This is a genomic window from Pseudomonas sp. P5_A12 (assembly GCF_056400685.1).
The window spans coordinates 1-13,615 of the sequence record NZ_JBFUKU010000006.1 but is presented as its reverse complement, the minus strand read 5'-3'; the positions used below and the strand labels follow the sequence as shown (position 1 = coordinate 13,615).

At 58.6% G+C, this 13,615-nt stretch carries 12 protein-coding genes; 4 read left to right on the top strand and 8 right to left on the bottom strand.

Annotated features, from left to right (window positions below):
- The first annotated feature begins 33 nt into the window (after positions 1–33).
- Entirely contained in the window at positions 34–543 is a 510-nt protein-coding gene (locus AC1DSG_RS01800) for a BRO-N domain-containing protein (RefSeq protein WP_477789314.1), read from the top strand.
- A gap of 79 nt (positions 544–622) precedes the next feature.
- Here the strand turns inward: AC1DSG_RS01800 and AC1DSG_RS01795 are convergent, their stop codons facing one another.
- Positions 623–808: a hypothetical protein gene (locus AC1DSG_RS01795; protein ID WP_477789313.1), complete on the bottom strand. Its 186-nt coding sequence runs from the start codon at positions 806–808 to the stop codon at positions 623–625.
- A 392-nt stretch (positions 809–1,200) separates the two neighbouring features.
- Here AC1DSG_RS01795 and AC1DSG_RS01790 point away from each other — a divergent pair, with 392 nt between their 5' ends.
- A complete protein-coding gene (locus AC1DSG_RS01790; RefSeq protein ID WP_477789312.1) occupies positions 1,201–2,826 on the top strand; it encodes a glucan biosynthesis protein D in 1,626 nt (541 codons plus the stop codon).
- Between the two features lie 209 nt (positions 2,827–3,035).
- Here the strand turns inward: AC1DSG_RS01790 and AC1DSG_RS01785 are convergent, their stop codons facing one another.
- From AC1DSG_RS01785 to AC1DSG_RS01775, 3 genes are all read right to left on the bottom strand, one after another.
- Positions 3,036–4,142 (bottom strand): NADH:flavin oxidoreductase/NADH oxidase, encoded by a 1,107-nt coding sequence (locus AC1DSG_RS01785; protein WP_477789311.1) that lies wholly within the window; start codon positions 4,140–4,142, stop codon positions 3,036–3,038.
- 200 nt (positions 4,143–4,342) lie between these two features.
- The gene (recJ, locus tag AC1DSG_RS01780) at positions 4,343–6,052 is read right to left on the bottom strand and encodes a single-stranded-DNA-specific exonuclease RecJ (protein WP_477789310.1); all 1,710 of its coding nucleotides are present in this window, start codon (positions 6,050–6,052) and stop codon (positions 4,343–4,345) included.
- 66 nt (positions 6,053–6,118) lie between these two features.
- Positions 6,119–6,661, bottom strand: coding sequence for a YaeQ family protein (locus AC1DSG_RS01775; RefSeq protein ID WP_084321888.1), 543 nt, complete (start codon positions 6,659–6,661; stop codon positions 6,119–6,121).
- 147 nt (positions 6,662–6,808) lie between these two features.
- On the opposite strand from AC1DSG_RS01775, the gene AC1DSG_RS01770 reads away from it, so the two are divergent.
- Complete coding sequence (locus AC1DSG_RS01770) at positions 6,809–8,008, top strand: CaiB/BaiF CoA transferase family protein (RefSeq protein WP_477789309.1); 1,200 nt, start codon at positions 6,809–6,811, stop codon at positions 8,006–8,008.
- A complete protein-coding gene (locus tag AC1DSG_RS01765; RefSeq protein WP_477789308.1) occupies positions 7,989–8,915 on the top strand; it encodes a TIGR02285 family protein in 927 nt (308 codons plus the stop codon). Before AC1DSG_RS01770 ends, AC1DSG_RS01765 begins: the two co-directional genes overlap by 20 nt.
- A 170-nt stretch (positions 8,916–9,085) precedes the next feature.
- Here the strand turns inward: AC1DSG_RS01765 and AC1DSG_RS01760 are convergent, their stop codons facing one another.
- From AC1DSG_RS01760 to AC1DSG_RS01745, 4 genes are all read right to left on the bottom strand, one after another.
- Positions 9,086–9,373, bottom strand: a complete 288-nt coding sequence (locus AC1DSG_RS01760; protein ID WP_477789307.1) for a DUF3509 domain-containing protein — start codon at positions 9,371–9,373, stop codon at positions 9,086–9,088.
- Between the two features lie 162 nt (positions 9,374–9,535).
- Positions 9,536–10,888 carry a transporter substrate-binding domain-containing protein gene (locus tag AC1DSG_RS01755; protein WP_477789306.1) on the bottom strand — a complete coding sequence of 451 codons (1,353 nt, stop codon included), beginning with the start codon at positions 10,886–10,888 and terminating at the stop codon, positions 9,536–9,538.
- Between the two features lie 120 nt (positions 10,889–11,008).
- Positions 11,009–12,418, bottom strand: coding sequence for a threonine synthase (gene thrC / locus AC1DSG_RS01750; protein WP_477789305.1), 1,410 nt, complete (start codon positions 12,416–12,418; stop codon positions 11,009–11,011).
- A gap of 109 nt (positions 12,419–12,527) precedes the next feature.
- A partial coding sequence (locus AC1DSG_RS01745; RefSeq protein ID WP_477789304.1) for a homoserine dehydrogenase occupies positions 12,528–13,615 on the bottom strand: 1,088 nt, incomplete at its 5' end.

Genomic DNA, 13,615 nt, shown 5'->3' with positions numbered 1-13,615 from the left:
GTGGCGGCTCCCTTTTCAACTTGGAGTCGAAAGATGCTTGAACACACGCTAAATCCGTCCGAAATCCATCCTCATTTCACCCCAACCGTCTTCACCCGCCACAACCGCTTTCTTCACGCTTTCATGCACGCCAATCAAGCCTGGTTCTGCGTCCAGGACCTCGGTCGCCTGATGGGCCGCACTCTGGATCAACGCCTTACCCTGAAGCTTGACCCCGATCAGCGCCAACAGGTCTGGTTGCTGAGAAACGGCAAAACCATCGAATCGTTGATGGTCAGCGAATCAGGGATGTACGCCCTGCTGGTCCACCATTTCGTTCCTGAAAACCGAAACTTGCGCCAATGGCTAAGCAACGAAGTCATACCTACGCTGCGTGAGTCGAAAGCGGCTGTGGATAACATTCCAAGCCTGAGTTCATTGCAGTGGGCCGGAATCTCCGTACCGCTTCTGCATTGGCAGCATCAAGCCTGGATCAAATGGCGGGACATGCCTGACCTGATGCAAGCACAACGACCATTCACAATCGTGGGCACTTGCAGTTGAAGGCAGGGTGAAAAAATGAAAAAGGGGCGGACTTTACCGTCCGCCCCTTTGCTTTCCAACAAGACTCAATGTCCAACCATCAAAACCGCGAAACAGTCCGCATCGCATCCACCAGATACCGCATCGCAATCCGGTCACTCTCCGACAGCTCTCGATACCTTTCCAACAACTTCATTTCGTCCGGGTTGAGCCGGCGCCTTCGACGGCCGCTTGCCAGGCATGGGAAGAGGCCTAACATTTCGGTGATGCCTTGTACTTTCGTCATCGACGATGTCCTTTTATATGTTCGAGAAAACTTCAAAAACCGCATCGCCCTCTCCTTTTTGTTTGTCGCCGGCCTTAAGGGCAGAAGCCGGTCATGAGCACAGAATAGGAACATTCCCGGCGCTGAAAAGCGGTTTTTAGAGTAATTAGTCAAAAAAAGCAGAAATGCCCTATAAATCAGAAAGTACTGTGGGAATTGTTAACCGACATTTCTTGTTTCATTGCCAAACTGTCAAAGTGCTATCCATCAATTTTTGTCTGCAACCGAACGGTTTAAGCTATTTGGCATCTGTTTAAAGTCCGTTGCGTTTGGTCGAAGGCATGTCCGAACCGTTATTTCTGATCCAGTACGTGCCAGGAACGGCGCGGGATTGCTCACGACAGGTTGTACTTATGCATCGCAGGAATTTGCTCAAAGCGTCCATGGCTATCGCGGCCTACACCGGTTTGTCGGCCACCGGACTGCTGGCCGCCCGTGCCTGGGCGGGCAGCGGTACGGCGGATGGCGAGGCCCAGGCGTTCGATTTTGAAGCGCTGAAAATTCAGGCCAAGCAACTCGCCGGCAACCGCTATCAGGACACCAAGCAGGTGCTGCCGCCGACGCTGGCGACCATGACGCCGCAAAACTTCAACGCGATCCGCTACGACGCGAATCACTCGCTGTGGAAGGATTTGAACGGTCAGCTGGACGTGCAGTTTTTCCACGTCGGCATGGGGTTCAAGCAGCCGGTGCGCATGTACAGCGTTGACCCCAAGACCCGCCAGGCGCGGGAGGTGCATTTCCGCCCTTCCCTGTTCAACTATGAAAAAACCACCGTCGACACCAAGCAGCTCACGGGCGACCTGGGGTTTTCCGGGTTCAAATTGTTCAAGGCCCCTGAGCTGGACCGCCACGATGTATTGTCCTTCCTGGGTGCAAGTTACTTCCGTGCGGTGGATAACACCGGGCAGTACGGGCTGTCGGCGCGCGGGCTGGTGATTGATACGTACGCCAAGAAGCGCGAGGAGTTTCCGGACTTCACCAAGTTCTGGTTCGAGACCCCGGACAAGGACAGCACCCGCTTTGTGGTCTATGCCCTGCTGGATTCGCCGAGTGCCACCGGTGCTTACCGTTTCGACATCGATTGCCAGGCCAACCAGGTTGTCATGGGTGTCGATGCCCATATCAACGCGCGTACTGCCATCGAGCAATTGGGCATCGCGCCGATGACCAGCATGTTCAGCTGCGGTACCCATGAGCGTCGCATGTGCGACACCATTCACCCGCAGATCCACGACTCGGATCGTCTGGCGATGTGGCGCGGTAATGGCGAGTGGATCTGCCGCCCGCTGAACAACCCGGCGACACTGCAATTCAATGCCTTCGCCGACACCGATCCGAAGGGTTTCGGCCTGGTACAGACCGACCATGAGTTCGCCAGCTATCAAGACACTGTCGACTGGTACAGCAAGCGCCCGAGCCTGTGGGTCGAACCTACAACCGCGTGGGGCGAAGGCTCTATCGACCTGCTGGAAATTCCTACAACCGGCGAGACGCTGGATAACATCGTCGCGTTCTGGACCCCGAAAAAACCGGTCGCGGCCGGGGATTCCCTGAATTACGGCTACAAGCTCTACTGGAGCGCGCTGCCACCGGTCGGTACGCCGCTGGCGCGGGTCAATGCTACGCGTTCAGGCATGGGTGGCTTCACCGAGGGCTGGGCGCCGGGCGAGCACTACCCGCAAGTCTGGGCACGGCGCTTTGCGGTGGACTTCACCGGGGGCGGTCTGGATCGCTTGCCGGAAGGCGCCGGGATTGAGCCGGTGGTGACGTGCTCGAACGGAGAGGTGAAGGACTTCAATGTGCTAGTGCTGGATGACATCAAGGGCTATCGCATTACCTTCGACTGGTTCCCGACCAATGACAGCGTGGAGCCGGTGGAGCTGCGGTTGTTCATTCGTACCAATGACCGGACGTTGAGTGAGACCTGGTTGTATCAGTATTTTCCGCCGGCGCCGGATAAGCGTAAGTACACCTGACAGGCATTGGGTGTCTGGACTGGCCTCATCGCCAGCAGGCTAGCTCCCACAGTGGATATCCATCAGACACAGATTTTGTGTATGACAAAGATCAACTGTGGGAGCTAGCCTGCTGGCGATGGGGCCGGTCCAGTATTACAAAAATCCCCGCCAAAAATCACAAAAGCCCCAATCACAACGATCGGGGCTTTTTGTTTTCACCGCCTCACTCAGTCACGCAAATCCGACTCATGTATCGGCTGCTCCCGGTGCGTCGCCCGTTGGTACTGCGCGGGCCAGATCGCCTTGCGCCCGCCCAGATCATCATCGGCATGCAGCGGCCAATACGGATCACGCAACAGTTCTCGCGCCAGGAAAATGATGTCTGCCTGGCACGTGCGCAAGATATGCTCGGCCTGGGCCGGCTCGGTAATCATGCCGACCGTGCCAGTGGCAATGCCCGACTCCTTGCGCACGCGCTCGGCGAAGCGGGTTTGATAACCGGGGCCTGTGGGGATTTCGGCATTGGCCGCCGTACCGCCTGACGAAACGTCGATCAGGTCAACGCCCAACGCTTGGAGGCGTCGCGCCAGCTCCACGGTTTCATCCGGGTTCCAGCCGTCCTCCACCCAATCGGTGGCCGACACCCGCACAAACAGCGGCAGCTCTTCAGGCCACACCGCACGTACCGCTTCGGTGACTTGCAGCACCAGCCGAATACGATTCTCGAACGAACCGCCATATTGATCGCGCCGCTGATTGCTCAGGGGCGACAGAAATTGATGCAGCAGGTAACCGTGGGCGGCGTGTATTTCGACCACTTTGAAACCGGCCGTCAGTGCGCGCTTGGCCGAGTCTACAAAGGCCTGAACCACCTCGGCGATTTCGCTTTCATCGAGTTGTCGTGGGTGGGTGTGCTGCGGGTCAAAGGCAATCGTCGACGGCCCCACCGGCACCCAGCCGCCGTCTTCGGGTTTAACGCTGCCATGTTTGCCGAGCCACGGCCGATGGGTGCTGGCCTTGCGCCCGGCGTGCGCCAACTGGATGCCGGCTACAGCGCCCTGAGCGGCGATAAAGCGCGTAATGCGTTGCAGGGGGTCAATCTGTTCGTCGTTCCACAGGCCGAGGTCCTGGGCGGTGATGCGCCCGTCGGCGGTGACTGCCGTGGCTTCGGTAAACACCAGGCCGGCGCCGCCGACCGCGCGACTGCCAAGGTGAACGAGGTGCCAGTCATTGGCCAGCCCATCGACGCTGGAATACTGGCACATCGGGGATACTGCGATACGGTTGAGAAGGGTCAATTGACGCAAGGTATAGGGTTCAAGCAGCAGACTCATGGGTCACCTCTCGTATCAGTGGGCAGGCTCCAGGGTTCTGTTTGAAAAGTCGACGAGTGACAGGAAAAAGGCGCAGCACCCGCCCCCGCGGGCAAAAAATTCGACAAGACGTCACAAGGATAATCAAGCAGTGATTAGAGCCTAGTCGACATCGGAGAGATGAGGGAGGGTTCCGGGGATATTTGGCGTCAGGGAGATCGCTATCGCGGTTCGATGTGGGCAATCATCAGCTGCACAGTCTCGTTACCGCGAAACTCGTTGAGGTCGAGTTTGTAGGCCAGTTCCACCCACTTAATGGTCGGGTTCGGCCAGATTTCGCGGTCGATGCCGAAGGCGATACCGTCCAGTTTTACCGAGCCGCATTCGCTTTTCAGCACGACTTTCAGGTGGCGTTCGCCGACGACACGCTGCTCCACCAACTGGAACACGCCATGGAACAACGGTTCCGGGAAGTGCTGTCCCCAAGGACCGGCATGACGCAGGGCGCGGGCCAGTTCCAGGTGAAACTCTTCGACCGCCAGCGTGCCGTCCGACAGCAGGCGTCCGGTCAGGTCTTCTTCGCGCAATTGCCGGCGCACTTCAGCGTCGAAGGCCTCGGCGAACATCGGAAAATTCGCTTCCGGCAGTGTCAGGCCAGCCGCCATGGCATGGCCACCGTATTTGCTGATCAGATTTGGATGCTGCGCCGCCACCACGCTCAATGCGTCACGAATGTGGAACCCCTGAACCGAACGTCCCGAGCCCTTGAGCAAGCCATCGCCGGCATCGGCGAAGGCGATGGTCGGCCGGAAATAGCGCTCTTTCATACGCGAAGCGAGGATGCCGATGACACCCTGGTGCCACTCGGGATCAAACAGGCACAAACCGAATGGCATCGACTCGACCGGCAAATCCTTCAGTTGCGCCAGCGCTTCACGCTGCATGCCCTGTTCGATGGATTTGCGGTCCTGGTTCATGCCGTCGAGTTGCACGGCCATTTCCCTCGCCAGAGCCGCGTCTTCAGTGAGCAGACACTCGATGCCCAGGCTCATGTCGTCCAGGCGACCTGCCGCGTTCAGGCGCGGGCCGACAATGAAGCCCAAATCCGTGGAAGTGATGCGGGCATGATCACGCTTGGCCACCTCAAGGATTGCCTTGATGCCCGGCCGGGCACGTCCGGCGCGAATTCGCTCAAGGCCCTGGTGCACCAGAATCCGGTTGTTCGCATCCAGCGGCACCACGTCAGCCACACTGCCCAGCGCCACCAGGTCCAGCAATTCGCCAATGTTCGGCTGCGCCTTGCTCTCGTACCAGCCGAGGCTGCGCAAGCGGGCGCGCAGGGCCATCAGCACATAGAAAATAACGCCGACGCCGGCCAGTGCCTTACTCGGAAATTCGCACCCTGGCTGGTTCGGATTGACGATGGCATCGGCCAGCGGCAGTTCATCGCCAGGCAGGTGGTGGTCGGTGACCAGCACGTTGAGGCCCGCTTTCTTGGCCGCTGCCACGCCTTCGACACTGGAAATACCGTTGTCCACGGTGATCAGTAATTGCGGCGTGCGAGTCAACGCCACTTCGACGATTTCCGGCGTCAGGCCGTAGCCGTACTCAAACCGGTTCGGCACCAGATAGTCGACGTGAGCCGCGCCCAACAGGCGCAATCCCAACACGCCCACGGTACTGGCCGTCGCACCATCGGCGTCAAAGTCGCCGACAATCAAAATCCGTTGCCGCTGCTGCAACGCCGTCACCAGCAAATCCACGGCGGCATCAATGCCCTTGAGCTGCTGAAATGGAATCAGCCGCGCCAGGCTCTTGTCCAGTTCAGCCTCGGTCAACACGCCCCGCGCCGCGTACAGGCGGGTCAGCAGCGGTGGCAGATCACCGAGAAATGGCAGGGTGTCGGGCAACAGGCGAGGTTCGATGCGCATGGGGTGAAAGGTGCTTCTCTTGAATACGTAGGATAAAACCGGGTGAAACGGGCCCGCAGCGAATAATCAGCCGCGTTCGCCGCTCAACCATTGCAACTGGACTTCGTGCTGACCACGGTCGTCGGTGACGAAAATCGTCCCTTCGCTGATCATCACGTCCCACTTGATCACCCGCGGCATGTCTTTGGCCAGGGTTTCCAGGACTTCCTGCGGCACGGCAGCGATGTGCACGTTCTTCAGGTTTTTGATGGCCGGGATCACTTTGGTTTCCCAGACGCGCAAGCTGCCGTAAGCCAGCAGGCTGGTGCGTTCGGTGCGACGCGAGCACCAGGTCAGGCGATCGGCGTCTGGCTGGCCGACTTCAATCCAGTGCAGGACGCGGTCGTCCAGGCTCTTTTCCCACAGGGCGGGTTCGTCCACGTCCGACAGACCACGGCCGAATGACAGCTGCTCGTTGTACCAGAAGGCGTAGGCCAGCAGCCGTACGGTCATGCGCTCTTCGGTTTCCGAAGGGTGACGGGCGATGGTCTGCTTCACGGTCTCGTAGATGCTGCGATCGAGGTCGGTGAGGTTCAGTTCAAACTTGTAGGTCGTGGACGGCTGGGCCATGAACGGGCTTCTTGATACGAGGAAAGGCAGCAAGTCTAACCGATGCTGTAGGCAATCATCGAACTGAAGGCAATTCTGCTTGCTCGTCTGACGTTCGGCTATGTTAAAACTCTGCATCTGCTCAGTCTTTGCCCTACAGGATCCCGCATGCCGCTCACCGGAAAACCGCTCTCAGGTCTGAAAGTCATCGAATTGGGTACGCTGATCGCCGGGCCGTTCGCCTCGCGCATTTGCGGCGAGTTTGGCGCCGATGTGATCAAGATCGAATCCCCCGACGGCGGCGATCCGTTGCGCAAATGGCGAAAGCTGTACGAAGGCACCTCGCTGTGGTGGTTCGTTCAGGCGCGCAACAAAAAGTCCCTGACCCTGAACCTGAAACACCCCGACGGTCTGGCGATACTGAAAAAGCTGCTCAGTGAAGCGGACATCCTGATCGAGAACTTTCGCCCTGGCGTCCTGGAAAAGCTCGGCCTGGGCTGGGAAGTGTTGCATGCGCTGAACCCGAAACTGGTGATGGTGCGCCTCTCCGGTTTCGGTCAGACCGGGCCGATGAAAGACCAGCCAGGTTTTGGCGCAGTCGGTGAATCCATGGGCGGCCTGCGCTACATCACCGGGTTTGAGGACCGGCCACCGGTGCGCACCGGGATTTCCATCGGCGACTCGATTGCAGCGCTCTGGGGCGTAATCGGCGCGCTGATGGCCCTGCGTCATCGCGAAGTGAACGGCGGCCTCGGCCAAGTGGTCGACGTGGCGCTGTACGAAGCGATCTTCGCGATGATGGAAAGCATGGTGCCGGAATTCGATGTGTTTGGTTTCATTCGCGAACGCACCGGCAACATCATGCCGGGTATTACGCCCTCCTCGATCCACACCAGCGCCGACGGCAAACACGTACAAATCGGCGCCAATGGCGATGCGATTTTCAAACGGTTCATGCTGATCATCGGCCGCGAAGACCTGGCCAATGACCCGGTGCTGGCCAGCAACGACGGGCGTGACAGCCGCCGCGACGAGATCTATGGAGTGATCGACCGCTGGGTCAACTCGCTGCCGCTGGATACGGTCATCGAACGGCTGAATCAGGCCGACGTTCCGGCCAGCCGGATCTTCAGTGCTGAAGACATGTTCAGCGATCCGCAGTACCTCGCCCGGGAAATGTTCCTGCAGGCTAAGCTTCCGGATGGCAAGAACTTCAAAATGCCGGGCATTGTGCCGAAGCTCTCAGAGACACCTGGCAGTTCGGAATGGGTCGGGCCGCAATTGGGCGAACACAATGCGCAGGTTCTGCACGATCTTGGTTACGACAACGCACAGATCGCAAAGCTGCGTGAAGACGGGGCCATCTAAGCTGAAGCGCCTGCTTTCATCAGCCATCCACGCTCCCCGCAACGGGTGTGCAATGGCGGCTTTCTGGTTTTTGGCCGGGTTGGCACTGCCTGTCTCGGCGCAACCCAAAGAGACGTTGATCTGGTTGTTGCGCGACCTACCTCCCACGATGATCTTCGAGGGCCCGAAAAAAGGTCAGGGGATCATCGATCAGATGCTACCGCTGTTGATCGCCGGCATGCCGCAATACGAGCACACCCTGATGCGGGTGAACCGCGCCCGTGGCATGCAAATGCTTCACGAACCGTCGTTTACGTGCGATCCCTCGCTGGTCTGGACCAAGGAGCGGGAACAGTGGATTGCGTTTTCGATTCCAGCCTTTCGCGCCGTGAGCAATGGCCTTGTCGTTCGCAAGGAAGATCGATCGGTGCTGGAACCTTTTCTGAGCGACGGTGAAGTCGATCTGGCGGCGCTGCTGGCCAACAGTCGACAGAAAGTCGGTGTGGTGGCCGAGCGCAGTTACGGACAAGTCCTCGATACATTGCTGAAACAGGCTCCGGCCGGCGCTCTGACGCCTCACTACGGTAACGACGCACTTGGCAGTCTGTTGCAGATGCAACGCCTGGGTCGATTGCAGGTGGTGCTGGGCTACTGGCCAGAAATTCGCTACCTGGCTCGTCAAGAGAACATTTCCGATGATGAATTGGCGTTTTATCCGATCAAGGGGACGGGCAAATATCTGTCCGGGCACATTGGATGCTCCAATACAGCCCAGGGCCGACAGGCAATCAGCGAAATAAATCGGCTACTGCGCACCCTGCCTCATGAGCGACTGGATCAGCTATATGCCGACTGGCTCGACCCGGAAAGGCGTAAAGATTATCTGGCAGAAACCAAAGCGTTTTTCGAACATCAAGCCGAGCAATGACACATCGCAGGCAAAAAGAAACCCCGAGAAGTGGGGAGACGACTCGGGGTCAAACGTGGCCTACATAAAGACCCGTAGCAGCAAGCTACAAGCACCGGAGCACAATGCTTGATCCTGCTGTTACGGGGTCTGACTGACCTTGGCGCAGGAAGGTTCCCTCAAAAGTCACGTCAATTTCGGCTGGCCAGGATTTTGTCTTGGGCCGCATTGCGCAACGCCGCGATGACACAGGGCTCCAGCCGTCCTTCGGCAATGAGCACGTCGCGGTGCAATCCGTCGACGACATCGGTCAGCAGGCGCTTGTCGGTCAACTGAGCCTGATTGAAGGCCCGTTCGACGACAATCGCACCTGCCATATTCTTCAGTGTCACCAAACATTCGCCATGGGTGCCCGACGGGGTCAGCGTGACCTGATAGGGGCTCAGCGCCTCACCGAGCAATAGACTGATACTTTCCATCTCGATCACCACTCAATAGTCCGAAAACAAAGTGCCTGGGGCCTGCTCACAATAAATGACCACTGGCCCGAGAAGAAAGTTCTGGATTTCAGGTTCAGGCGCGTCGGCGCCTCTGGTTGGTAGAGCATGCACGGCAAAGATGACAAGGAGAAAACAACGGCTTCACTCTCCTTTTCGCCGGCTTCTGTCGGTCCAGCCCCCCAATAAACCTCGCAATTGGCCGTCGGGGCTGTAGAACGGCACCGTCCATTGGTAAACGTGCCTGACGCCATTGTGGAATATCAATTGACGTTCAATGAATTGGGGCTTGCGCGTGGCAAGTTGGGCGATAAATTCGGCATGTAGCAGTTCGGCGGTCGCTTTGGGCAGAAGGTCGAGTTCGATCAACTGTCGCCCCTGAACCTGATCGAAACGGGTCGACAAGCCTTCTTCATAACTCTTGTTGCACATGACTATCCGCCCCTCCAGATCACGCACAAACATCGGATCGGGCATCGCGTCCATCAACGCGTGCTGGAAGGCCAGTTGATCGCTGAGATTTTTCTCGGCCTTCAGACGTTGCTGGATCAACACCGCCAGACGTCGATTCCAGAGCAAGGACAACAGGCCGAACACGCTGACGATACAAACGCCCCAGCAACCCCATTGGGCGAAACGTTGCCAGCCAGTCGGCTCATGCACCGGACCGATACCGTTGAGCCACTTCAAGCGAATGGCGCGCAACTCGGCAGGCGGAAACGCCTCCAGCGCCTTGTTGAGGATGCTCAGCAACTGCGGCTGACCTTTGCGTATTGTCAGGTAGTCCGCTTCCCATTTGCCCTCCACCATACGCCCCACCTTGAGTTGCGCCGATGGGTAGAGCTGCGCGCCGGTTTCATTTTCGATGGTGGCGTAGGCTTCTCCGCTCTCGACCAGCGCCCGGGCCTCGGCATACGTTTTGACCGAACGCAGCTCGATAGACGGATAGTCACGACGAATCATCGACTCCAGCGCGTGCCTGGCCGGCAGCACCAGCACCCTTTTCATCAGTTGCTCCAGAGACTGGACCTCAGGCGCCCGCGCCTGCCCGACTAACACCCACCCCGCCCCACCGAATGCATGACTGAAATCCAGGAATGTCTTGCGCTCGTCGTTCATCGCCAGCGTCGTGCTCATGTCCGCCGCGCCACTCTCCAGTCTTTCGAGCAACTGGGCGTTGGAGAACGACTCTTCGTGGACAAACTGCAACCCCGTCATCGCACTGATGCGGTTGAGGACATCATTGTTCAAACCGCTCCATTGGCCGTGCTCATCCTTGAACAGATACAGCGGGTATTGCGTCGACGCGACGATAACCTGGGGGTGTTCGGCCATCCATTTTTGTTCTTGGGCATCCAGCTCGATCATCGCGCCAATGACAGAGCCCTTTGCCTCGGGAATCGCCAATTGTGCTGAAAGCGCCGCTTGAACCAAGCCGATAGCGCTTACCAAAAACACCCAGCACACGGCTGGTTTGAACCCTCTACAAAACCACATTGCCACTTCCTTCGTGATCAACTCACCCTTTCCTCATGGGTGAAAACGCGACAAGTGTGGCACGCAGAAATGAGAAAGCCCGTCAGGAGACGGGCTTCAAAATGTGACAGCTTTTACCGGTTACAGCGGCTTGCCACGGTTGCCATGCTGACTGACAAAGGCCTGCACGGCTTTCAGGTCGTTTGGCAACACGGTGCAACGCTCATCTCTCTCAAACAAATCAGAAAGATGTGCTGGGAGCTCAAGCGCTTTTCCTACGCCAGCCTTCTCCACTGCGTCCGGGAATTTGACTGGATGCGCCGTGCCGAGGATCACCATTGGAATATCCAGACTGCGGCGGCACTCGCGCGCCGCCTTCACGCCGATGGCGGTGTGTGGGTCCAGCAGCTCGCCGGTTTGCTCGTACACTTCGGCAATGGTTTCGCAGGTTTGCACGTCGTCCACGGCCAGCGAATCAAACAATTTGCGGGCTTCGGTCCAGCGCTCCTCTTCGACGCTGAAACCGCCACCCTGCTTGAAGCTGTCCATCAGCCCGGCAATCGCCGCGCCGTTGCGACCGTGCAAGTCGAACAGCAGGCGTTCGAAGTTCGACGACACCATGATGTCCATCGACGGCGACAGCGTGGCGTGCAGCGTTTCCTTGACGTACTGGTTGCCGCTCATGAAGCGGTGCAGGATGTCGTTGCGGTTGGTGGCGACGATCAACTGGTTGATCGGCAGGCCCATGTTGCGCGCCAGGTAACCGGCGAAGATGTCGCCGAAATTGCCGGTAGGCACCGAGAACGATACCGAACGCGCCGGGCCACCCAATTGCAGCGATGCGTGGAAGTAGTAGACGATCTGGGCCATGATCCGCGCCCAGTTGATCGAGTTCACCGCGACCAGACGCGTGCCTTTGAGGAAGCTCTGATCGGCGAAGCTCGCCTTGACCATTTCCTGGCAGTCATCGAAGTTGCCTTCGATGGCGATGTTGTGGATGTTCTCACCGAAAATGGTGGTCATCTGCCGACGCTGCACTTCGGATACACGGTTGTGCGGGTGCAGGATGAAGATGTCGACGTTTTCGCAATGCTTGCAGCCTTCGATGGCGGCCGAACCGGTATCACCGGAAGTAGCGCCGACAATCACCACACGCTCGCCGCGCTTTTCCAGCACGTAGTCGAGCAGGCGACCGAGGAGTTGCAGGGCGAAGTCCTTGAAGGCCAGGGTCGGGCCGTGGAACAGCTCCAGCACCCACTCGTTACCGTTCAGCTGACGCAGTGGCGCGACGGCGTTGTGCGAAAACACACCGTACGTTTCTTCGAGAATTTTTTTGAAATCGGCATCGGGAATGCTGCCTGTCACGAAGGGGCGCATCACCCGGAAGGCCAGCTCGTGATACGGCAGGCCAGCCCAGGAAGCGATTTCTTCCTGGGTGAAACGTGGCAGGTTTTCCGGGACGTACAAACCGCCGTCGGTGGCGAGACCGGCCAGCAGGACATCTTCGAAATTCAGGGCCGGTGCCTGGCCGCGGGTACTGATATAACGCATAGGGGCAAACCTTTGGTTTGAGCTTCAAGTCTCAAGCTACAAGCTGCAAGTAAAAGCCAGACTGCCTTTGACTTGCCGCTTGGAGCTTGCAGCTTGCCGCTGCTTTTGTTTAGTTCAGGTGCTCGACGCGGATCCGTACGACCGGGCCGACCACGCCTTCCAACGCTTCCAGGGCGGTGATCGCGTCGTTCATGTGCTGTTCCAGCACACGGTGAGTCAGCATGATCATTGGCACCAGACCGTCATGCTCTTCCACTTCTTTCTGCATGATCGACTCGATGTTGATGCCACGCTCCGACAGGATGCTCGCCACCTGGGCCAACACGCCCGGATGGTCCTTGGCCTGAATGCGCAGGTAGTAAGCGCTTTCGCAGGCTTCGATCGGCAGGATCGGATGGGCCGACAGCGAGTCCGGCTGGAAGGCCAGGTGCGGTACGCGGTTCTCCGGGTCGGAGGTCATGGCGCGAACCACGTCCACCAGATCGGCGATCACCGACGAAGCGGTTGGCTCCATGCCAGCACCTGCGCCGTAGAACAGCGTAGAACCGGCAGCATCGCCGTTGACCATGACCGCGTTCATCACGCCGTTGACGTTGGCGATCAGGCGATCAGCCGGGATCAGCGTCGGGTGTACGCGCAGTTCGATACCGGCAGCGGTGCTGCGTGCCACGCCGAGGTGCTTGATGCGGTAGCCCAGCGCTTCGGCGTAGTTCACGTCAGCGGTGGTCAGCTTGGTGATGCCTTCGGTGTAGGCCTTGTCGAATTGCAGCGGGATACCGAACGCGATGGAGGCCAGGATCGTCAGCTTGTGGGCTGCGTCGATGCCTTCAACGTCGAAGGTCGGATCGGCTTCGGCGTAACCCAGGGCTTGCGCCTCGGCCAGCACGTCTTCGAAGGTTCGACCCTTTTCACGCATTTCGGTGAGGATGAAGTTGCCGGTGCCGTTGATGATCCCGGCGACCCAGTTGATGCGGTTGGCGGACAGGCCTTCACGGATCGCCTTGATCACCGGAATGCCGCCGGCCACAGCCGCTTCGAACGCCACAATCACGCCTTTCTCGCGAGCCTTGGCGAAAATTTCATTACCGTGAACGGCAATCAGTGCCTTGTTCGCGGTGACCACATGCTTGCCATTCTCGATGGCCTTGAGTACCAGCTCGCGGGCAACGGTGTAGCCGCCCACCAGCTCTATAACAA

What these genes read in the sequence shown, in the direction of transcription:
- AC1DSG_RS01800 (WP_477789314.1), top strand. Translation starts at nt 34, where the DNA reads ATGCTTGAACACACGCTAAATCCGTCCGAAATCCATCCTCATTTCACC.
- AC1DSG_RS01790 (WP_477789312.1), top strand. Translation starts at nt 1,201, where the DNA reads ATGCATCGCAGGAATTTGCTCAAAGCGTCCATGGCTATCGCGGCCTAC.
- thrC (WP_477789305.1), bottom strand. Translation starts at nt 12,418, where the DNA reads ATGCGTTATATCAGTACCCGCGGCCAGGCACCGGCCCTGAATTTCGAA.
- recJ (WP_477789310.1), bottom strand. Translation starts at nt 6,052, where the DNA reads ATGCGCATCGAACCTCGCCTGTTGCCCGACACCCTGCCATTTCTCGGT.
- AC1DSG_RS01785 (WP_477789311.1), bottom strand. Translation starts at nt 4,142, where the DNA reads ATGAGTCTGCTGCTTGAACCCTATACCTTGCGTCAATTGACCCTTCTC.
- AC1DSG_RS01795 (WP_477789313.1), bottom strand. Translation starts at nt 808, where the DNA reads ATGACGAAAGTACAAGGCATCACCGAAATGTTAGGCCTCTTCCCATGC.
- AC1DSG_RS01760 (WP_477789307.1), bottom strand. Translation starts at nt 9,373, where the DNA reads ATGGAAAGTATCAGTCTATTGCTCGGTGAGGCGCTGAGCCCCTATCAG.
- AC1DSG_RS01755 (WP_477789306.1), bottom strand. Translation starts at nt 10,888, where the DNA reads ATGTGGTTTTGTAGAGGGTTCAAACCAGCCGTGTGCTGGGTGTTTTTG.
- AC1DSG_RS01770 (WP_477789309.1), top strand. Translation starts at nt 6,809, where the DNA reads ATGCCGCTCACCGGAAAACCGCTCTCAGGTCTGAAAGTCATCGAATTG.
- AC1DSG_RS01775 (WP_084321888.1), bottom strand. Translation starts at nt 6,661, where the DNA reads ATGGCCCAGCCGTCCACGACCTACAAGTTTGAACTGAACCTCACCGAC.